This is a genomic window from Denitrobacterium detoxificans (assembly GCF_001643775.1).
Classification (GTDB): Bacteria; Actinomycetota; Coriobacteriia; order Coriobacteriales; family Eggerthellaceae; genus Denitrobacterium; species Denitrobacterium detoxificans.
In genome coordinates, this window is record NZ_CP011402.1 from 2,383,366 (window position 1) to 2,403,659 (window position 20,294).

The following is a 20,294-nucleotide window of genomic DNA, read 5'->3' on the forward strand; positions in this document are numbered from 1 at the left end:
AAAGGAGCTCATGGGGAGGATCGTCTTACGGGGAGAGCGAGACGATATGGACGAGAGGGAGCGCAATACCGTCGCACGCTTTGGCAAGCTGTGGCCTTCGTTACCGTTTCTGGCAACAGGTCTTTCGCTTGCCTGGAACGACATCGCCTTCAGCGGCGCTGGCTGGCTTTCCGCCACCGAATCGAACGGCGCCAACATCACCCTGCTCTACCTGTATTTCAACGGCACGTTTGCCCTGGCCTGCCTAGCCGTGGCCCTTCTTCCCCGTCGGTTTCGACTGCCGCTCATTCGTCCGCGCGTAGTGCGAATCGCAGGCATAACCGCCGCCTTCGGGGCCCTACTCATCATTCTGGCGGGACCCTTCTATCTTGATGCGGTGCTACCCTTCAACATAGGCTGCGCGCTCATGGGCGTAAGCTCCATGGTCATCATGCTGTTCTGCGCTTCGGCATACAGCCAGCTTGCCCCACGCCAACTGCTGCTCTATCTGGCACTTGCCCAGATAGCGGAGGTCTTCGTTTACCAGCTGAACATGTGCGCGCCCCCGGGGCTGGCCGTGGAAGGCGGCCCCTCGCTTGCCAGCATCGTCATTTGCATAGGGCTACCCCTGCTCACGGCATTCTTCGCCACCATCCCCAGCCCCGCGGCACCCTTTACCATGCAGAAGAATCCCCAATTGCCCGAAGCGAACGGCACAATCACACGCGGATTCGTTGCCATTCTGGCCGTATTCTTCCTGCTGGCGTTCGTGTCTTCCACGATCAACATCAATGCCATCAGCCAGAGCAATCCCGCCGACACGCTGATTTCCACCAACATAACCACCCTGCTGCGCATCCCCGTGGCGCTGACATTCATCTACATCGCCATCAGCCCGCGGCTGGCCTCGCTCGATGTGGTGAAGGTTATCTGGGTATTCATGCTGCTTCTGGCCATGTCGTTCGTAGGCCTGGCGCTGCTGAGCGCCGCCGGTGGCATCTGGCAGCAGCTGAACAACATCTGCTACACCGTGGCCGGCCTAATGAACTGGTGCATTCTCTCGCTCGTGGTCTATCAGCGACATACTTCGGTCGTGCGCACCTTCGGCCTGGGGCAGGGCCTGTTCCTGGCCGGATGCGTAACCGGCTGCTACTGGGGCGTGAACGTTCTGCCCAACCTGCTGCAGATCGTCTCCCCCGCCGAATTCTTCGGCGCAACTGCCGTAGTGGTTCTGCTGGTCGCCGTGCTCATGATGATCTTCATCGACAGCAATGCGCTGTTTGCTCCAGCATCCCAGGAAGAGGAAACGCTCGAGGAAATGATGCAGCAGCGCATCATCATGCCGCAAATCTGCACCGAGGACGAATCGGAAAGTCCCGCCGAACGACGCCCGTTCCGCACCGCCATGGAACAGGTGGCGGCAGCCCATCAACTTACCCAGCGCGAAACCGAAATCTTCGTCATGCTCGCGCGCGGCCTAACGGTAAACGCCATCGCCGAGCAGCTCTGCCTTTCGCGCAACACCGTGCGCACGCACGCCCATGCGGTCTACTCCAAGCTTGGCGTACATTCCCGCGAAGAGCTCATGAAAGACGCACGCCTGCGTTACAACGCCGAAAAATCTTTCGTTTAACCACGTCAAACATCTCATCCAGTTTGAACTAGAAGCCTTGGGACGAGATTCCGGGGCTCTCATCCGCCAATTTCATCCGTTCCACATCTTCCTCGCCTCTTCCTTCCTGGCCATGCTTAGCCCCAAGGAGATGGGAGCATACCGCGGCGCATAGGGCGCGCGGCAAGGAGGAGAGGAGCTTTCTCATGGAAGAGAGAGTGCAGGCGGAGCTATGCGAACTATCCGACGAGGAAAAGCTCGACGAGCTTGAGTTCGCCGTAACGCGTCAGTCGCTTCACCGCGAAATCTGCTATAAGACGCTGGCATTCTGCCAGACGCGTCATATGCTGCGCGAGGTCGAGACATACATCATGGGCCTGCCGCAATACGCCCAGGCAGTTCAGTCCCCCTATCATCTCACGGCGCTGCTGGCAAAGCATTACGGACTCGAGCGCATTCTGCTGGATGAGGAAGGCAACGTGGTGACCCCAGCCGACCTGGAGGGGCTTTCCGAAGACGAGGCGGACGACCTGGTAGCCGACGAAGCCTACGAAACCACCGAGGTGGGCAGGCGCTTCGTGGCGCTGCACGACCCCCTTTCCCGCATGCGCGAACTACTGGAAGAAGAGCCCCTGCGCGCGGCAACCTACCGCGAGCTGCTGGCCTACTGTTCAAGCCAAAAGCGCACCTACAACGATCTATCGAACCTGCTCGAAGGGCGCGACGTACTCTTCGTCACCCAAGACGGTTCCAAGCAGCGAATCCAGCCCAGCGTGCTCGTCGACCGGCTCAACCGCGTCGGCGCGCTCGTCTGGCAGGCCGGATGGGAAACGACAGACGAGGGACGGAGGTTTCTAGCGGAGGTGCAGTAGACAAGGGACCCCGCAGACGGGGGAGGAGAAAGCAAGTGAGAGAAAGGGAAGGTAGGAGAATATGGCGTTGAAAACGAACATGTCGCGCCGAGCATTCACGAAGATGTCAATGCTCGCAGGCGCGGCGGCATCGCTGGGCATTTCGATGAGCGGCTCGCTCGTCGAAGCGGACACCGCCGAAGCTGCCACCACGACAGAAACCAAGAAGGTCCGCACGTCGTGCCATGGCTGCATTCAGATGTGTCCGGCAATCGCCTACATCGAAAACGGCGTGGTCGTGCGCCTGGAAGGCGACCCCGAAGCGCCGGTGAGCCGCGGCTCGTTGTGCATCAAGGGACTCAACCAGCTGCATACCATGTACAGCCCGCGCCGCGTGCTGCATCCGCTGAAGCGAGCGGGCGAACGTGGCGAAAACAAGTGGGAGGTCATTTCCTGGGACGAGGCCATCGAGCTGGCCGCCACGAAGATCAAGGAGGCTATCGACGAATACGGTAACTACTCCTTCTTCTCTTCGGTAGGCGGTGGCGGATCCTATTCGTTCATGGAAGCCATGACGCTGCCCATGGCCATGGGCTCGCCTACGGTATTCGAGCCAGGCTGCGCACAGTGCTACCTGCCCCGCTGGAGCATGTCGAAGCTGTTCTACGGCGGCGATGACCAATCCATCGCCGACAACGCGGTGCAGGAGATCTTCCGCCCCGAAGAGGACAACAAGGCAGAGGTCGTGGTTATCTGGGCCGCTCAGCCTTCTGTTTCGGAAACGGCCGAATCGGGCCGTGGCATGGCCGAAATTCGCAGCATGGGCGTAAAGACCATCGTGGTCGACCCGAACTTCTCGCCCGATGCCGCGAAAGCCGACGTATGGCTGCCGGTGCGCCCCGCCACCGACACGGGCGTCATCCTTTCGTGGTTCCGCTACATCTTCGAGAACAAGCTCTACAACGAGCAGTTCACGAAATACTGGACGAACATGCCGTTCCTCATCGACCCCGACACGAAGCTGCCGGTTATCGCGAGCGAGCTGTTCCCCGACTACGTTTCGCCCACGCCCGACAACACGCCGGCGTACGTGTGCTACGACCTGAAGACGAACAGCGTGCAGCCCTTCGCCTACAGCAAGCCCGAAGATTCCACCGTGGACCCCGAAATCTTCTGGACGGGCACGTACAACGGCAAGACGTACAAGACCGCAGGCCAGATTTACAAGGAAGAGGCCGAGCCCTGGACGCTGGAACACTGCGAGGAAGTATGCTGGGTTCCCGCCGACAAGAACGAGCAGGCCATCCGCCTGTACACGCATGCCGATGACGGTAACCGCGCCCCCTGCAAGGGCGGTGACGGCGTGGCCGGCATCTGCAACGGCGTGGCAGCCGACATGACCGAATCGGCCTCGCAGGTACCCATCGGCCTTATGGGCCTGGATTCCATCATGGGCTACATCAACAAGCCCGGCGTTTCCATGACCCAGAAGGGCGGCGGCTACTTCACTTCCACGCCTACGGGCGAAAAGGTCATCGAGCGCCCCGTTACCTACAACAACGGATTCGGTGGCATGTTCTCCGACATGTACGGCGTTGGCGCAGTCATCGGCATGTCAGAAGCCGAAAACAAGGAACGCATCGAAAAGCTGGGTGCCGCAATGCCCGACTCGCAGCGCATCCTGAACAAGCTGCTGCAGGACCGCCTGGGCATGAAAGACCACAAGGGCCTGTACGCCTGGTGCCATAGTCACATCCCCACGGTGCGCCAGGCCATCGCCACCGGCGAGCCGTACAAGCCGCGCGTGTGGTTCGACATGTCGGGTAACAAGCTGGCCATGCTGGGCAACGCGAAAAGCTGGTACGAGGTCTTCCCCGAAGTGGACTTCATCATCGGCCAGTACCCGATGCTCACGTCGTTCCACGTGGAAGCCGCCGACCTGGTGTTCCCGCTGCGCGAGTGGCTGGAAGAGCCCATGGTGAACATGACCCAGCTGAACACCCAGTGGCTGCAGAACGAATGCACCCACATCGGCGAGACGGTGAGCCATTCCATTCCCGCTGGCCAGGTCGTGAACCGCGTACGCGAGATGTACGGCGGACACATTCCCAATGGCCTGGAACTGGGCGGCGGCATGGCGACCGCGTATTTGGGCAGCGCCACAGAACAGGAAGTGAAGGAGAGCACGGCCGAAACGCTGATGGCCCCCAGTTGGGATGCCCTGCAGGCAGACATCGACAAGTACGTCCCCTGCGTTACGCCGAAAGACCAGTACTTCCAGTACTACCAGCATGAAATGACGGCAACCGACGGCCTGCCCGCCGGGTTTGGCACCGAATCGCGCAAGGTGGAAACCTACACGCAGATCGTGCTGAAGATGGCCCGCAACGGCTACCCGTTCTGCTACCCCAACCCGCAAGAAGCCTGCGATGACTACAGCCCCATCTGCACGTTCATCGAACCCTGCGAAAGCCCCTACAGCGATGCGCAGCAGCAGATCGGCGACCGCGACGAGTATCCGTTCATCCTCACTTCGGGCCGCGTTCCCTACTTCCATCACGGCACCATGCGTCATGCGCCGTTCTCGCGCGAACTGTACCCCGCACCCGACGTGCGCATCAATACGCGCGATGCCGAAAAGCTGGGCATTAAGCACATGGACTGGGTGAAGGTGACCAGCCGTCGTGGCGAGATCCACGGACGCGCCTACCTTACCGAAGGCGTAGCGCCCGGCGTGGTCTGGATGGAGCGCTTCTGGAATCCGGAATGCTTCGACGATTCCGTCCCCGAAGCCAAGCGCACCGCCGGCTGGCGCGAATGCAACGTGAACGTGCTCACGAAGAACACCGCCCCCTTCAACGAAGTGTATGGCTCGTATACCAACCGCGGCTTCACGGTAAAGATCGAGAAGAGCACCAAGCCCGACATCATCTGGATTGAGCCCAAGGAGTTCGAGCCGTTCATGCCCACCCTGCACAACGAGCCCAGGACGGAGGATGTATTCTAATGAGGAATTGTCTTGTCTTAGACCTCGACCGCTGCAGCGGCTGCGATTCCTGCATCGCCGCATGCAAGTTCGAGAACGGAATCGGCCTCGGCAACTACTGGAACCGCGTCGTGGCTGTTGGCCCCACGGGAACACATCCCGACATCGAAATGTACTGGCTGCCCGTGCAGTGCCAGCAGTGCGAAAACCCGCAATGCGTGAAGGTCTGCCCCACCGGCGCCAGCTATCGCGACCCCGACACAGGCATCGTGCTCATCGACAAGTCGAAGTGCATCGGCTGCCGTTACTGCATGATGGCCTGCCCCTATGGCGTACGCAGCTACAACGAAACAGAGCGCGTGGTGGAAAAGTGCACCCTATGCAGCCACCGCACGGCCGAGGGCCTCGAGCCCGCATGCGTGCACAACTGCTGCACGGGCGCGCGCATCTACGGTGACCTGGACGACCCCTCAAGCGACGCGGCAAAGGCCGTGGCAGCAGCGGGTGCCGCCAACTGCCACCGCCTGCCCGACCCGAAGGATTCAGGACCCAGCTCGGTGTACATCCTCAGTTCGAAAACGGCTAGCTGGAAGGAGCTGATCTAGATGGAAATCCAATGGCCTCTGCTCTTGTTCAGCCTCATCGCGGGCTGCGGGGGCGCCACATTCGCCTTCGTGGGTATTTCCGAGCTTCTGGGCGCCGCTGAAAAAGCGCGCTTCAAGGCTACCATCGCGGCTATCGCCCTCATGATCGTTGGTGGCCTGTGCTCCGTTGCCCACCTGGGTCAGCCCTCGAACATCATGGCAGCCGCGCAGAACCTGTTCTCGTTCTCGGGTATTTCGATGGAAATCATCGCACTCGGCCTGGCCGTTATCGTGGCGCTTATCTACCTGATCGCCATCCGCGGCGGCAACTTCGGCGGCGCTTCCAAAGCGCTGGGAGTATGCGGCATCGTGGTCGGCCTGCTGCTGGGCTTCGTTACCGGCAACGGCTACGTGATGCAAGCCCAGCCAGCATGGAACACCATCGCGCTTCCGCTGGCCTACCTGGGCACCGACCTGCCCATGGGCGCATTCACGTTCCTGGCTATCGCCTCGCTTTCCGGCGTGGACGGTGAGGAGCTGAAAAAGTTCGACACGGCGGCTATCGCGTGCGCCGTAGCGGCTCCGGTACTGTGCCTGATATACGGATTCATGGTGCAATTCGCCCTCGACCCCGTGCTGTTCTGGGGCGGAACCATCGTGATCGGTGCGCTCACCTGCCTGTTCGCGTGGAAACGCGGCACGAACGCCAACATGGTGTACGGCGGGCTTGCATGCGCCATCGCATGCGGTATCTGCCTGCGCGCAGTGATGTGGCTTGCCGGAAGCGGGTTCTTCGACCTGTTCGCAACCGCAGCCACGCGTAGCGTGCTGGGCATTTAGCAACCTGGGGTGGGGCGGGCTGCCTGCCCCACCCCTTCGAGAAGGAGGAACCGTCGATGATCCTCGAAGAGGAAATGGACGCAACACGCGAGCGCGAGCAAGTCAGGCAAGACGAGCTGGCCATGATTGCGGCGCTTGACACGCGCGCCGAATTCTACGAACTGCTGGCGAGTCTCTACTTCGCACCACTCAAGCAGGAGCAGATCGACAACCTTGCCCAGGCGGACCTTTCCGGTTGGGCCGAGCTGAACGAGCTCTTCGCCGAGGGCGCCAATGACATCGCCCGCTACCTGCGTAAACGCAATACGGGAACGCGCCAGGAACTTGCCGTCGACTTTACGGGCGCTTTCGCTGGCACCTCCACGTACAAGGGCAAGACCGCCGTGCCCTACAAGTCGGTATTCACGAGCGCCACGGGGCTGCTCATGCAGGAAGGCTATCGCGACGTCGTCCACGCCATGCGCGCGGAATCGGTCACGAAGCGCGCCGGGCTGGACTGGCCCGATGACCATCTATCGTTCCTGTTCGAATTCATGGCGCTGGAAAGCCGCCGCACGCGCGATGCGCTGCTAGATGGCCGCCTGGAACTGGCGCTGCATTACCTGAACGCCTCGGGCGATTTCCTGGACGCTCAGATTGCCTCATGGTTCGGCATGTTCCGCGACCAGGCGCTGCTCCTGCTTCACACCCGCTTCTATCGCGGCGTGCTAAAAATCACCCAAGGGTTCATCGAGCTCGACGAGCAGTCGCTGTTCGAAATGATCGATGTGGTGGAAAGCGCCGCTCCGGGCGACTTCGAGAGTCTGCACGAGGGCCAGGAGCCCCGCGATGAGCAGTGAGGAGGCCACCCCGAACGCAGAACCCGACGACCGTAGCCCGGGCCTGAGCAGGCGCGCCTTCATGGTGGGCGCGGCCGGCGCCGCGGCTATGATCGCCGTGGGTGGCGGGGTGAAGGCGTTCGCCGGGGAAAACGAGTTCGTATTTCCGCCCGGCGGGCAAACAAGCCAGCTTGTAGGCTCGTGCATCCGCTGCGACCGCTGCCGTTCCGCTTGCCCGCAGAACGCCATCAGCTTGGGGCATCTGGAAAACGGCCTGCTGAGCGTCCGCCTGCCCATCATGAAATACAGCCTGGGCTGGTGCGATTTTTGCGACGGAGAAGATGGCTTCCGCTGCGTAAAGTCATGCCCCACCGGAGCGCTTGTTCCAGGATTCGATCCGCACGCCGACAAGATGGGCATTGCGGTGTTCGACTACGACGAGTGCCTGCTCTTCCGCTCGGGTTCCCGCTCGTGCTCGAAGGAATGCCGGGACGCCTGCGCCTACGATGCCATCAAGGACACGCCCGATGGCGGCCTGGAAATAATCGCCGACCTATGCAACGGCTGCGGGGCCTGCGAATACGAATGCCCCTCGGCTAAGTACACCGCCTATGACGGATCAAACCGCCGCGGCGTGAACGTAGAAGTATGGAAGGGGTGAGCAACATGGCCAACGAAACTACAGCCAAGGAAAAGCCCCGCGCCGAGCAACGCGGAAAGTCGGCGCGCCTGCGCGCCACGGTAGCCATTCTGGCGTTCGTGGCCATGGGCGTGGGCCTGGCCATCCACAGCGGCACCGGAACCATTTCATCATTCGGCTGGGATTATATCGCCACCGTCTGTCCGCTGGGCGCGCTCGAATCCATCTTCGGCTCGTGGGCGTTCGTGCCGCGCCTGGTGATTGCACTTATCGCCATGCTCGCCGTGGTATGGGTTGCGGGTAAGGGCTTCTGCGGCTGGATCTGCCCCATTCCCTACGTGGGTAAACTCTTCCGCACCAAGAAGAGCTCCGCGCGCGAAGCAAACGAGCGCCATGCGGCGGCGAAGCTTTCTTACGAACGCTGGAAGAACAACGATGCTCCGCAGCGTAAGAAGCTCAACCTCGATTCGCGCCATGGCGTGCTCCTGGGAGCCCTGGCCTCCACGGCCATCTTCGGCTTCCCCGTGTTCTGCCTGGTATGCCCCGTGGGCCTGAGCGTCGCAACGTTCGTGCTGTTCTGGCGCATGGTGCAATACAACGAAGTCACGTTCTGCCTGCTGCTCTTCCCCGCCATCATCATCTTGGAGGTGGTGGTGCTGGGCAAATGGTGCGGCAGGTTCTGCCCGCTGGGCGCACTGTTTTCGCTCATCGGCTCCACGAACCGCACGTTCAGGCCCACGGTGGACCACGATGCGTGCCTGCGCGACACGAAGGGCGAGGCATGCAAGGCCTGCGCTTCTGCCTGCCCGGAGCACATCGACCCCTTCTCCGATATGGGCGAACGACCGATGACCGAATGCGTCAAATGCCGCAGCTGCGCCGACGCTTGCCCCGCGAGCGCCATCACGCTGCCGTTCCTGCCCGCCAAGCGCGCAAGCAGCGAAAACCCGGCACCTCCCACGCCGGAGATGCCATCCTAACGCGAACTTGCCGGGGCGCCCGTTATCCCTCCCTCCGCGGGCGCCCAGCTTTTTCGCCTAGCGGGTGACGGAGGGTGACAGAGGGACGGTTCTGTTGTCACCCCACTCCGCGACAAGGTGACAGGGGGACGGTTCTGCTGTCACCCCATAGTGCGCTTGCCACAAGCATTCCCTTGGAAAATTAACGCCCCAGATAGCGTGCGGAAACGGGAAAGTCGAAGTACGTTTCGGGATACGGCTCGTCTTCCAGCGTGAAGTGCCACCATTCGCAATCGATGGGCGCAAATCCGTTACGCACCATGGCGTTGCGCAGGACCATGCGATTGTCGAACTGCTCGTCGGTTATGCCATGGTAGCTGGGGTGGGATATTTCGCCAAAGAAGTCGAAGCGGCTGCCCATGTCGAGCTCCTTGCCCGTTGCCATGTCCAGCAACGTAAGATCGACCGTGCTGCCTCGGCTATGGGCGGACTGCTTGGCAATGTACCCCAGATTGAACAGGTCAGTCTTTTCCAAGTCGGGATAGAAAAACGGCTTCATGCGCAAGTCCAGGTCTTCGATGCCCCACAGCACGAAATGCTTCACCGCGCGGGCGGGACGATACGCGTCGAACACCTTCAGACGCAGACCACGCGCCGCCATTTCAGCTGCCACGCCCTTCAACGCACGAGCGGCATCGCGCGTGAGCAGCGCACAAGGCTCTTCGTAGCCGTCGATGCGGTCGCCCACGAAATTGTACGTCGAGTGATAGCGGATTTCCTGGATGATACCCGGTACGAAATCGGCAAGAACAACGAAACGAGAAGCATCCATGGTGGGGCTGGGCTGTTTCATAAGGCTCCTGACTCGAGCGCCTTTGATATCCCCATTGTACCAGCGGAGACGCAATGGGACCGCAACCCTTTACCATCAGAATGGCCCACTCGCGAATTCGGCTTGCAAACCCGCACAAAACGCGGACCGGACGGCTAGGAGGGAATGCCGTAAGGTGACAAATGGACGGTTCTTCTGTCACCCGTCACCCCTCCCTCATCCAGTGGCGCTTGCCGGTGACAGAGGGACGGTTCTGCTGTCACCTGCGCCACCCCGCACTGGGCCACCAGTGGCCAACCTTAAGCCGTTGGGTGACAGAAGAACCGTCCCTCTGTCACCCGACCCACCCTAGAGCGACATGCCCACCGTGAGATGCGAGAGGTAGAAAGCGAAACGCATGACGAACAGACCGCCGAACGCCAGCGCGCAGGCGCCAAACACGCGCCATGAAAGCGTGCGCGCGGACGCCCCGACGCCGCAATGCGTGAAAACCTGGGCCCCGACAATGGCGAAAGCGGCAGTCAACAGTGCACCCGTGCCGGCAAGCATAGCGCCATATCGGGGAACGAGCTCGGCTGCCTGATATAGCTCGTTGCCTACATAGGGAAGATTGCCCCATACGAATGCATACACAGCCATAAGCCCCACCGCGCAGAAGAAAGAAACACCCACGAGTACGCGGCAAAGCGCATCTTCCTTACGGCAAAATTCCGCATGCAGGAAGCAACCAAGAGCCAGCAACGGTCCAACAACGAGGCCGCCCAGGATGATGCTCGCGGGCGTAGTGGGCGTATTCCACGTTTCTATGGTACTCACGCTGTAGGCGAAACCGCACGCGCTCATGAACAAGACACCCGCTGCTGCCGTTACCAAGGCAAGCGCCTTGCGCAGGACAGGGTGCTCGCGTTCGGCGAACGTGATCATCCAGGAAAGCGCTGCCGCAACCAGGAACACGGCCGCTGAGGCCACCTCGTTCGAAAGGGGGCTCGCCCCCACGCGCGACACCACGTAAAGAGCATTCGAGGGATTCCCCAGATGCGTGGCGGAAGCCACAAGCCCCACCATGCACAGCACAAGGGGAACGCCAAGCGTCTTTCCCAAGCGATACGCACGCTGATGCTCCAGCTCGCCAAAGGCCAATTCCAAAACCATGATGACAAACGCGATGGCGGAAGCAGGGGCCAGTGCCGTGAAAAACACAAGGCTCACTTCTCCCGAGGCGTTCGAGAAAGCTATGTCTGCACCGCTCTGGAACATCTTGGCTACCGGTAAAAGCGCGGGATGACAGGATGCAAGCCCAGTTCGCTCTGCATTGCATCCAACGTAACAGCCGTAAGACGCGCAAGCGCACGATAGGCGGGATGCTTCGCCGCCTCTTCCATGACGTCCAAGAAATGCCCCGACCAGGTAAGCAGGTGCAGCTCCAGATACTCGGCCGTAAGCTCGGGCTTGTTCTGGGCAATCCACGCGGCAAGCTGCAACATGAGTCCAATATGGTCCTCGGGCTCCTTGTTGTGGCGGGCCTCGCTATCGATACCGTGTTCGCCCATCCAATCGCGCAAATCTAGGCACGTGCGCCCGAAAATCACGCACTCACGGTCAGTGTAGACCGATCCCCACGGCGGCGCGGCCTTACGGGCGGGACCTACGAACAGATTGCGAAAATCATCGGAAAGCGCCCGGCGCACGTCTCCGGCAGGCCAGGCGGCAAGCGCCTCGCACAGCGCCTGCAGAGGTTCGCCCGCCAACGCACCGGCGAAAGGCCACTGGCTGGCAGCGGCTTCGGGGTCGAGCTGCACCAGCGCGTCAAAGAGGGCGTCGGCATTCCCCAGGGCCGGGTCTTCGCGAAAAAGCGTACCCAGCGAGCTTCCCACGAACACGATACCCTCAAGCTGCTCGGGGGCAAGCAAGCGAGTCTCTTCGGTCATGGCACATCCTTTCAAGAAATTCACGCGCACTATGGTAGCGCATCGCAAAACGAAGAAGCAGGGTGCTCAGGCCCGCAGCCCGAGCACCCTGCCTTCACGGGAAACGGTTATAGCGTGAAGCCCACGGAAAGCTGCACGGCGTAGAAGGCCACACGAGCGGCAAAAATGCCCACGAGGCTCAGCGAGCACGCTGCGACAGCAGCGCCCATACCCGCCTTACGAAGCGCCACGAAAGCCGCGACTACGGCACCCAGCGCCACGCACGCCAGACCGCATACGGCGTAGGGAAGCGCCGCTGAAACCAGGCTGGCACCCTGCACAAGGGAATTCGAAAGCCCGCCAGCAATGCCCAACTGCACGCCCAGACCCACGATGGCCAACACGGCACCCGCCAGAGCCATAACCGACAGAGGCATACGCAGCTCCTGCATGCGATCGACGTTCAGGGCATGCGCAGCGCCCAGCACGACCACGCCCAGAGCCGCACCGCCAGACAGAAGATACCCCACCATAGCAACGGGCGAAACGATCAGATTCCACGAAGGGATGGTGGGAATCATGTAGGCCAGGCCCATGAACACGGCAAAAGCCACGGCGAGCAGGGCAAGCACGGTCGTGAACGCCGTGCGAGCACCCCGCGCAAGCTTGCCGGCAAGGGCAAGAGCCACGTACACGATAGCCGCAAGGAAAAACACGACGCCCACAGCCACCTCATTGGTGAGCGGAGAAGCACCCAGCCCCAAGATAGCGAATGGCGCATGCAGTGGATTAGCCAAATGCGCGGTCGCGCACAGGAACGCCACCAGTACCACGCCCAGGGGAACAAGCGTCATCTTATCGATATGCGCCAGCTCCTCATCGGAAAACTCTGCCACGCGAAAGGCAATCGCCAGCGCGGCGAAGGCGCCAGCGCCCAGCGGAGCCAATGTGGTGAACAGCGTAAGGGGAAGTTCGGAAAACAGCGATTCCACGTTAGATCACCTCAAGTTCGTTGACGATGGAGCCCAAGCCCGATTCAGCCGGGCAGGCATGCTTGCTGGGCTTGATGAATAGGTTAGGCTGCGTGTGCTCCACCTTCGGAAGCGGCGCTATGTTGCCGCGCTCGCCTAGGGCTTCCATTTCGTCTACGGGACCGAACTGCAGAGCGCGCATGGGGCATGCCTCCACGCAGATAGGCTGCTGGCCGGCACTTACGCGACTGGCACAGCCATCGCACTTCACGCTGTGGCCCTTCGAGCGATCCACCTTCGGCGCATTGTAAGGGCAAGCCATATGGCAGTATCCGCAACCAATGCATTTATCGGTATCCACGGAAACGAGCCCAGTATCGCCGTCCTTGTGCATAGCTCCCGTCGGACACACCTTGGTACATGCCGGGTCGTCGCAGTGATTGCACGCCACGGAAACGTAGTAGGTGAACACGTCGGGAATGGCAAAGCCGTTCTCGTCGGTACTCCAGCTGCCGCCACCGTACTCGCAGATGCGGCGGTACGCGTAATCGGCAGGCAGGTCGTTATAGTCTTTGCAGGCAAGTTCACAGGTCTTGCAGCCCGTGCAACGCTTGCCGTCGAAAAAGAATGCGTATTGCGTCATGGCTACCTCCCTACGCCTTCGCAATTTCAACGAGGATGGTGTGCGACGGATTTGCCTTTGCAAGCGGGCTAGGATGTCCGCTCACGAGCGTATTAATGCACCCGCCTTCGTCAGTGCCGTCGGCCCCGCCCTTATACCAGGCGCCTTGACCAGCGGCCACCACGCCGGGCATCACGCGCGGAGTAACGCGTGCTTCCATATGGGTCGTACCCTGCGCGTTGGTGATCTTCACACGGTCGCCCGTCTGAATGCCGCGAGATTCCGCATCGGCGGGGTTGATCCACACCTGCTGACGGTTTGCCTGCTGCAGCACGTCGATAGGTGCATAGCACGAATGCGTACGACCCTTGAAGTGATAGCCGGTCATCTGTAGCGGCGTGGCTTCGCTAGCATTCAGATAACCGCCGTTTTCGGGGGCGTACACGGGAAGCGGGTCGATGATATCGGCCTCGTCGAGCTCCCACGTACCGGCAATTTCGGCAAGCTCTTCGGAATAGATCTCGATCTTACCCGAAGGGGTCTTCAGAGGATTGGCGATGGGATCTTCGCGAAAGTCCTTGAAGGCCACGGAATGGCCATCGGGATCGGCCTTCTTCACGATATGGCTCTTCCACGCCTCGGCAAACGGAGGCAGCGGACTGCCGTCCTCGATCATCGAGTTGTAGATGATCTCAAGCCATTCCATTTCGTCGTGGCCTTCGGTGAAGGCTTCCTTACAACCCATCTTCTCAGCGATGTCGGTGAGCACGGAATACAGCGTGCGTCGCTCGAACTTCGGCTCGGTAGCGGCTTCGCCCAGAATGACATAGCCCATGTTGCCAGCGTAGTCGTTGGAGTTGTACGTGGGCTGTTCCTGCGGCATAGCGTCGGGCAGCAGGATGTCGGCGTACTTGGCGCTGTCGGTCATGAAGGTTTCCCACACCACGATGAACTCGCACTTGGTGTCGTCCTTCAGAATCTCGTGCGCCCGGTCGATTTCGCCATGCTGGTTGGTAAGGCAATTGCCGGCGTAGTTCCACATGAACTTGATAGGCACATCCAGCCTGTCCTTGCCCTTCACCCCGTCGGCCAAGGCAGTGAGCTCAGTGGGATGGTCGATGGCGTTCAGCCAATTGAACGTGCTGATGGACGTTTCCACCGGGTTGTCTTCCATGGGAACGCTGGCCCAGGCCAGGTAGTAGCCATCGTGGTCGCTGCCCGTGTTCCCGCCGTTGATACCCACATTGCCCGTAAGAATAGGCAGCATGCAGATAGCGCGAGCGGTCTGCTCGCCGTTGCTACGACGCTGAGGACCCTTACCCTGGTAGATGGCGCAGGGCTTGGCCGTGCCGATTTCGCGCGCCAGACGCTCGATGGTTTCCTGCGGAATGCGCGTGATCTCGCTGGCCCAGGCAGGAGTCTTCGCCGTTTTGTCGGCACCGTTGCCCAAGATGTAATCCTTGTACGAAGCGTTCTTGCCCTTCGCGCTTTCGGGCATAGTGCTTTCGTCGTAGCCGATGCAATACGTGGCCAAGAATTCCTCGTCCACCAGATCCTCGGTGATAAGCACGTAGGCCAGGGCATCCACCAGAGCGGCGTCGGTGCCGGGGCGGATGGGAATCCACTCATCAGCGCGCGTGGCGGCGGAATCGCTGTAACGTGGGTCGATGACGATTACCTTCGCATGGCCTCGCTCCAGCGCCTCCATGAGGTGATAGCCTGCGCCGCCACCCGACATGCGGTTTTCGGCGGCGTTTTCCCCAAAGAGCACCACGAGCTCCGCGTTCACGATGTCGGAATTGGAATTCGCGGCGCGCTTGCCGTACAGGTACGGCAACGCCTTGGCAATCTGCGCGGAGCTATACGTGCCGTAGCGATTCAGGTAGCCGCCGTTCAGCACGCACAGGCGCGGAATGAAATCAGCGATATTACACGCTTGCACGCCCGTGCCATAGGGAATGAAGATAGACTCGGGGCCATACTCGCTCAAGATGCGCTTGTATTCGCTTGCGATGGTGTCAATGGCCTCGTCCCAGCTGATGCGCTCGAACTGACCGCTGCCGCGTTCTCCCACGCGCTTCATGGGATACTGCAGACGGTCGGGACTATTCAACCAACGACGAATGGAACGGCCGCGCTGACATGCGCGAATCTGATGATTGCCGAATTCGTCGTTGCCCGTGTTATCGGTTTCCACCCAGTAGACTTCATTGTCTTTCACGTGCAGGCGAAGGGCGCAGCGGCCTTCGCAGTTCGTGGAGCATGCCGACCAGCAAACGGTGTCCTGGTCGTTTTCCGCCGCGCGTGCTTCGGTCACGCCAAACGGATTCTGGTTGGCGAGAACGCTTCCCCCCGCCGCGGCAAGCGCCGCAAGCGCGCTCGTGGATTTCACGAACGAGCGACGGCTCATGCATGTCTCTGTCATCGGTCCTCCTTCTACGTCTTCGATTCCAAAAGACGCTCGAAGAATAATGCGATGAACATGTGCCTCTGTCACATATAGTATGTGAATCTGCTGCTCAGCGCCCCGTATGTGACATTCACCCACTCGGCTGCGTTGATTTTTCGCAACGTGCAGGATAGGCTACAGAACGTCGGCTGCACAGGAGGGAGGACTATGCGCGATATCATTGTGGGGCTCGTTCGCCCCACGCTACCCGCAATGGGATACGCGCTTTTCCTGGCGGTGAACGCAGCGGGCGTATGGGGTGGCGTATTCCCGTTCCTGCCGCTTGACTTCCAAACCTACGACTTGCTGCTGTGGTTCTATCTGGCACAGGCGGGCACGCTCTTCGTCACGTTCTTCGCGGGTGCGCGCCTTTCCTTCACCGGGAACGGTTTTCTGGAGAAGGCTCCGGTGCTAAAAGCAGCGCTCCCTTACTTCCTGGGATGGTGCGGACTTATCGCAGCCATCTACGTGCACGACCACACGGTGGAGCTCACCGTAGCTGGCGGTGCCCTGCTGGGCCTGGGAAGCGGCGCGTTCTACCTGCAGTGGCAGCGCTACTTCGCTGCCACCGCCGAAGAAGTGGGCGAACGCAACATGCTCACCGGCGGCATGTACGCCGCGGCTATCTACTTCGCGCTCTACCTTATCCCACGGGCGATTACGGCACTGCTCATCCCTACTGTTTTCCTACCGCTGTTCAGCATGGCCCTTACGCTGGCGAATCGCACGATCGATCCGAATCAACCCATGTTCCAGGACGGCCCACGGCAGAACCGGCGCGTGTACCGCCGCGCGTTCGCAAGCATGTGGCGCAGCGCCCTATGCCTGGGAGGCTTCGCGCTATGCACGGGACTAATCCGTGCCACAGCCATAGAGTCGCCCACCATAGGATCGCTCGTGAACATCCTCTCAATGGCTGGTCTATTCGTGGCCGGTCTAGCCGTATTGGCCCTATGGCAGCTGAAGGGCCTGCGCCTGAATATCGTAAAGCTCTACCAATTCACCTACCCCGTAGTCGCCACGGCGTTCCTAGTGCTACCCGCCACGCGCCTGGGATACGTGCGCTGGCTGGCGGCAGCCGTGTACGCGCTATACAGCATCGGCCTATTGCTCATGATGCTGCAATGCGCACAGACCTCGCGTGCTCGCGGCGTAGAGCCCATGTTCGCCTACGGAATGTTCGGCGGCATCGTATACGGCATGCATGATATGGGCTTCATCATGGGCAGCATCGGTCACCAGATAACCAATCAACTCGTCACGCAAAACACGCTCGTTTCCCTTGCATCCGTCTACCTGCTAGGCATTCTGTTCTTCGCGGTCACCGTGAACTTCCGCGGCACGGCTCCACGCCTGCTGCAAGGCGATTCCATCGAACTGGTAAGCGCTCACCCAAGCGCCGTTCCCCCACGACCCAAATCGGTGGAACGCGTGGCCGAAGGCGAACGTTTTCACCACGACCGCGTTGCCAAACAGGTCTATCTGCTGCAAACCGAATTCCGCTTAAGCGATCGTGAGGCCGAAGTGGTCGATTTGGTGGTGCGCGGCAACACGGTGGCTCGCATCGCCGAGCTTCTCACCGTTTCCGAAAACACCGTACGCACCCACATGAAGCGCATCTACACCAAGCTTTCCGTGCACCGCAAGCAAGAGCTTATCGAACTCGTGGAACGATACGATCCCTCACCCACAGGGTGACAGGGGGACGGGTGACAGGGGATTCGAGCGCCCGGGGAACGAGCCTGCGGCTCGTTCCCAGCGAGAATGGGTTCCCGCTTGCGGGAACCCTCGGAACGGCCCGCAAGGGGCAGCCCCGCGGGAAATGAAAAAAGGCGCCCGTAGGCGCCTTATGAATTTAGTCGCGGGGGCTGGATTTGAACCAACGGTCCAGGGGTTCGCTAAAGCTCACCCGTTCTCGCTCAAAACAGTCCACCGGACTGTTTTGTCGGCGCTTCGCGCCGTCGCTCGAACCCTCCGGGTTATGAGCCCGCGTTTCCAGCATCGCGAAGTCTCGTTATTTCCGTCCGAAAATCGAATTGGGTTGCGAGGTCTTCATCGGGACCGAATACCGCTATCCCAAGAAGAAGTCTGGCGCGCGCACTATGCGAATCCCGTCGACGTCGGGAGGGTAGCTTCCCTGGCGCACGACGACCCACTTCGGATGGTTGTCGGCAATGGAGCGCAGGGGGGCCAGCTCCCGCTCGCGTGTTGACTCGTCTGCCATAGAATCCGCCACCTGAACGTAGAGCACCTCGCCCTCGCGCAGGCATACGAAGTCAACCTCTTTCTGGTAGAGCTTACCAACGTGCACGGACCACCCGTCGTACAGCAGCTGGAGGTACACGGCATTCTCGAAGACGCGGCCGACATCGGAGGCGCGATAGCCCATCAGGTACGAGCGCAAGCCAGTGTCGACGATGTACTGCTTGGGCAGCGTGCGCAGCACCGCCTTGCCGTGCAGGTCGTAGCGCTTCGCGGGGTAGAACGCATAGGCATCGTTGAGCGCCTTCACGTAGGCCGCAACGGTCTTGTCGGTGACCTTCGCGGTCTGGGAGAGCGCGCCTGCCATGCCGTTGGCGGACATGGTGTTGCCGACGTTGTCGGCGAGAAACTCGCACACGAGCCGCAGCATGTCGGGGTTGCGTATGGCGCGCTCGGTGGCGTTCCTCTCGCGATCGAGGATGTCGCGCACCACGACGGTCTCGTAGAGCGACGAGAGGTACGCCTCGTGCTGCGCCTGTGTGGTGGCAAGCGAGGCGATGGCGGGCATCCCGCCGAAACGCAGGTAGCGCATAACGAGGTCGTCGGTCAGCACCGGGTCACCCCCGTCGCGCAGCATGATGGAGTTGCCCTCTGCCGGGCGCAGGCCGCAGAAGTCGGCATACTCCCGGAATGACAGGGGGAGCATCTTCACCTCCACGTAACGGCCGGACAGGTAGGTCGCGAGCTCGCCGGAGAGCAGGAACGCGTTCGAGCCCGTGAGGTAGATGTCGCAGTCGAAGCCGACGCGCAGGGAGTTCACGACGTCGTGCCATCCCTCGACCCGCTGGATTTCGTCGAGGAAAAGATAGGTCTTGCCCTCACCCATGCGGGACTTGCACCATTCATAGAGGTCGCCGTCAGTGCGCACCCCGCTCTCGCGGTCCTCGAGGTTAAGCGAAGCGAAGTTCCGACCGGGTACGCCCTCGCCCTCGATATGCTCGCGCACGAGCTGGAGCAGCGACGACTTGCCGCAGCGGCGCACGCCCGTAACGACCTTGACGAGGCCGGCGTCGCGGAACATGAGCGCACGTTCCAGATACGTGGGACGCTGGATCAAGTTTGACGCCATAGACTCTCCGTTCCGAAAATTTCAATTTGATTTTACTTTTCGGAATTATACTGCAGAGAAGCGCGGATTGCTACTCTTCGACAATCTTCTCGGGAACGTACTGTACCCGCCCCGCCTGCGTCGTCTTTCCGGTTGCGATTAATGCGCGCTCGAGGGCTTCCGTATCCTTCCGCCCGAGGTCGAGGACCTGGTGCATCTTTTTGTCTTTATTTACGAACCTCACGTGGAACAAATCTTTATTGTCCTTGTCCTGGTCAATGAGAATCATCGTGCTGTACTCCGCGAAGGGGTACTCCTCGACGCTGATCGCACCCGGTTCCTTCATGACATACCAGGCTGGTTCATAGCCCCTTTCCGGCTTATCGGCGAGCTCGGGTATCACCCATTCGCCACCCATCTTCCTTGCTGTGCGGAGCTTTCCCCTCCTTATCCACTGCCTTACGGTGACGGGCGTCACTCCGTACAGTTTCGCGAATTCCTCGACCGAGAGCATCTCGCACTCGACGCAAATCAGCGTGAACTCGACTTCGGAAGTCATTGTGAGCCCACCATCTCTCCATTCGAGCTCTGTTGCCCGGCAGAGATTGAGCTCTATCGATGTGTCCTCGAAGTCGTACTCGTAAAACCAGCGTGGCTCAACCTGCGTCGGTAAGTGGCAAGCTTGCAACTTTTCCAGGAAACGCTGGCACAGCTCTAAGCGCTTCTCACGCATAGCCTCTGAGATGCCCGTTTCGTCTTCAGTAGCTACGTATTCCATGTACCCCTTGAATGAAGCGACGAGCTCCGCTTTGGGGAAGAGGCCCTCTTCCCTGAATGCCTTTTCGGCTTTTTCGTGATCTAGCATGGTCAAGTAGGCTATGGGTGGATATTGAATCATTGGTTTACGTCACGTTTTACCGTTGAGTGGATGTTA

The 20,294-nt window shown here is 60.5% G+C and carries 17 protein-coding genes; 9 read left to right on the top strand and 8 right to left on the bottom strand.

Annotated elements, in window-relative coordinates; genetic code table 11:
- Positions 1 to 46: 46 nt before the first annotated feature.
- The 8 genes from AAY81_RS09720 to AAY81_RS09755 all read left to right on the top strand — a co-directional run bounded on the left by AAY81_RS09720 (position 47) and on the right by AAY81_RS09755 (position 9,290).
- Positions 47 to 1,612, top strand: a complete 1,566-nt coding sequence (locus AAY81_RS09720) for a helix-turn-helix domain-containing protein (protein ID WP_066664541.1) — start codon at positions 47 to 49, stop codon at positions 1,610 to 1,612.
- A gap of 185 nt (positions 1,613 to 1,797) precedes the next feature.
- A complete protein-coding gene (locus tag AAY81_RS09725) occupies positions 1,798 to 2,463 on the top strand; it encodes a hypothetical protein (protein WP_066664544.1) in 666 nt (221 codons plus the stop codon).
- A 61-nt stretch (positions 2,464 to 2,524) separates the two neighbouring features.
- Positions 2,525 to 5,449, top strand: coding sequence for a molybdopterin-containing oxidoreductase family protein (locus tag AAY81_RS09730; protein ID WP_066664545.1), 2,925 nt, complete (start codon positions 2,525 to 2,527; stop codon positions 5,447 to 5,449).
- Positions 5,449 to 6,033: a 4Fe-4S dicluster domain-containing protein gene (locus AAY81_RS09735; RefSeq protein WP_066664548.1), complete on the top strand. Its 585-nt coding sequence runs from the start codon at positions 5,449 to 5,451 to the stop codon at positions 6,031 to 6,033. The genes AAY81_RS09730 and AAY81_RS09735 overlap by 1 nt, the downstream gene beginning before the upstream one ends.
- Positions 6,034 to 6,852 (top strand): dimethyl sulfoxide reductase anchor subunit family protein, encoded by an 819-nt coding sequence (locus AAY81_RS09740; protein ID WP_066664549.1) that lies wholly within the window; start codon positions 6,034 to 6,036, stop codon positions 6,850 to 6,852.
- Positions 6,853 to 6,908: 56 nt separating this feature from the next.
- The gene (locus AAY81_RS09745; protein WP_240480590.1) at positions 6,909 to 7,691 is read left to right on the top strand and encodes a TorD/DmsD family molecular chaperone; all 783 of its coding nucleotides are present in this window, start codon (positions 6,909 to 6,911) and stop codon (positions 7,689 to 7,691) included.
- Positions 7,681 to 8,331, top strand: coding sequence for a 4Fe-4S binding protein (locus AAY81_RS09750; RefSeq protein ID WP_066664550.1), 651 nt, complete (start codon positions 7,681 to 7,683; stop codon positions 8,329 to 8,331). Before AAY81_RS09745 ends, AAY81_RS09750 begins: the two co-directional genes overlap by 11 nt.
- A 5-nt stretch (positions 8,332 to 8,336) precedes the next feature.
- Positions 8,337 to 9,290 carry a 4Fe-4S binding protein gene (locus AAY81_RS09755; protein WP_066664552.1) on the top strand — a complete coding sequence of 318 codons (954 nt, stop codon included), beginning with the start codon at positions 8,337 to 8,339 and terminating at the stop codon, positions 9,288 to 9,290.
- A gap of 181 nt (positions 9,291 to 9,471) precedes the next feature.
- On the opposite strand, the gene AAY81_RS09760 is transcribed toward AAY81_RS09755, so the two are convergent.
- The 6 genes from AAY81_RS09760 to AAY81_RS09785 form a co-directional block, all read right to left on the bottom strand.
- Positions 9,472 to 10,122: a M15 family metallopeptidase gene (locus AAY81_RS09760; protein WP_082867989.1), complete on the bottom strand. Its 651-nt coding sequence runs from the start codon at positions 10,120 to 10,122 to the stop codon at positions 9,472 to 9,474.
- Positions 10,123 to 10,449: 327 nt separating this feature from the next.
- A complete protein-coding gene (locus AAY81_RS09765) occupies positions 10,450 to 11,310 on the bottom strand; it encodes a dimethyl sulfoxide reductase anchor subunit family protein (RefSeq protein ID WP_169815821.1) in 861 nt (286 codons plus the stop codon).
- Positions 11,311 to 11,363: 53 nt separating this feature from the next.
- Complete coding sequence (gene dmsD, locus AAY81_RS09770; RefSeq protein WP_066664562.1) at positions 11,364 to 12,029, bottom strand: Tat proofreading chaperone DmsD; 666 nt, start codon at positions 12,027 to 12,029, stop codon at positions 11,364 to 11,366.
- Positions 12,030 to 12,136: 107 nt separating this feature from the next.
- Positions 12,137 to 13,000 carry a dimethyl sulfoxide reductase anchor subunit family protein gene (locus tag AAY81_RS09775; protein WP_066664564.1) on the bottom strand — a complete coding sequence of 288 codons (864 nt, stop codon included), beginning with the start codon at positions 12,998 to 13,000 and terminating at the stop codon, positions 12,137 to 12,139.
- 1 nt (position 13,001) lies between these two features.
- A complete protein-coding gene (locus tag AAY81_RS09780) occupies positions 13,002 to 13,622 on the bottom strand; it encodes a DMSO/selenate family reductase complex B subunit (protein ID WP_066664566.1) in 621 nt (206 codons plus the stop codon).
- Between the two features lie 10 nt (positions 13,623 to 13,632).
- A complete protein-coding gene (locus AAY81_RS09785; protein WP_066664569.1) occupies positions 13,633 to 16,026 on the bottom strand; it encodes a DMSO/selenate family reductase complex A subunit in 2,394 nt (797 codons plus the stop codon).
- Positions 16,027 to 16,218: 192 nt separating this feature from the next.
- Here AAY81_RS09785 and AAY81_RS09790 point away from each other — a divergent pair, with 192 nt between their 5' ends.
- Positions 16,219 to 17,748 carry a helix-turn-helix transcriptional regulator gene (locus AAY81_RS09790; RefSeq protein ID WP_066664571.1) on the top strand — a complete coding sequence of 510 codons (1,530 nt, stop codon included), beginning with the start codon at positions 16,219 to 16,221 and terminating at the stop codon, positions 17,746 to 17,748.
- Positions 17,749 to 18,121: 373 nt separating this feature from the next.
- Here the strand turns inward: AAY81_RS09790 and AAY81_RS09795 are convergent, their stop codons facing one another.
- Together AAY81_RS09795 and AAY81_RS09800 are read right to left on the bottom strand one after the other, a co-directional pair.
- Positions 18,122 to 19,381 (bottom strand): ATP-binding protein, encoded by a 1,260-nt coding sequence (locus tag AAY81_RS09795; RefSeq protein WP_066664574.1) that lies wholly within the window; start codon positions 19,379 to 19,381, stop codon positions 18,122 to 18,124.
- A 70-nt stretch (positions 19,382 to 19,451) separates the two neighbouring features.
- Positions 19,452 to 20,225: a helix-turn-helix domain-containing protein gene (locus tag AAY81_RS09800; protein WP_169815822.1), complete on the bottom strand. Its 774-nt coding sequence runs from the start codon at positions 20,223 to 20,225 to the stop codon at positions 19,452 to 19,454.
- Positions 20,226 to 20,294: the final 69 nt, after the last annotated feature.

Coding starts and splice junctions, on each gene's coding strand:
- AAY81_RS09720 (WP_066664541.1), top strand. CDS start 47: ATGGACGAGAGGGAGCGCAATACCGTCGCACGCTTTGGCAAGCTGTGG.
- AAY81_RS09725 (WP_066664544.1), top strand. CDS start 1,798: ATGGAAGAGAGAGTGCAGGCGGAGCTATGCGAACTATCCGACGAGGAA.
- AAY81_RS09730 (WP_066664545.1), top strand. CDS start 2,525: ATGGCGTTGAAAACGAACATGTCGCGCCGAGCATTCACGAAGATGTCA.
- AAY81_RS09735 (WP_066664548.1), top strand. CDS start 5,449: ATGAGGAATTGTCTTGTCTTAGACCTCGACCGCTGCAGCGGCTGCGAT.
- AAY81_RS09740 (WP_066664549.1), top strand. CDS start 6,034: ATGGAAATCCAATGGCCTCTGCTCTTGTTCAGCCTCATCGCGGGCTGC.
- AAY81_RS09745 (WP_240480590.1), top strand. CDS start 6,909: ATGATCCTCGAAGAGGAAATGGACGCAACACGCGAGCGCGAGCAAGTC.
- AAY81_RS09750 (WP_066664550.1), top strand. CDS start 7,681: ATGAGCAGTGAGGAGGCCACCCCGAACGCAGAACCCGACGACCGTAGC.
- AAY81_RS09755 (WP_066664552.1), top strand. CDS start 8,337: ATGGCCAACGAAACTACAGCCAAGGAAAAGCCCCGCGCCGAGCAACGC.
- AAY81_RS09760 (WP_082867989.1), bottom strand. CDS start 10,122: ATGAAACAGCCCAGCCCCACCATGGATGCTTCTCGTTTCGTTGTTCTT.
- dmsD (WP_066664562.1), bottom strand. CDS start 12,029: ATGACCGAAGAGACTCGCTTGCTTGCCCCCGAGCAGCTTGAGGGTATC.
- AAY81_RS09780 (WP_066664566.1), bottom strand. CDS start 13,622: ATGACGCAATACGCATTCTTTTTCGACGGCAAGCGTTGCACGGGCTGC.
- AAY81_RS09785 (WP_066664569.1), bottom strand. CDS start 16,026: ATGACAGAGACATGCATGAGCCGTCGCTCGTTCGTGAAATCCACGAGC.
- AAY81_RS09790 (WP_066664571.1), top strand. CDS start 16,219: ATGCGCGATATCATTGTGGGGCTCGTTCGCCCCACGCTACCCGCAATG.
- AAY81_RS09795 (WP_066664574.1), bottom strand. CDS start 19,381: ATGGCGTCAAACTTGATCCAGCGTCCCACGTATCTGGAACGTGCGCTC.
- AAY81_RS09800 (WP_169815822.1), bottom strand. CDS start 20,225: ATGCTAGATCACGAAAAAGCCGAAAAGGCATTCAGGGAAGAGGGCCTC.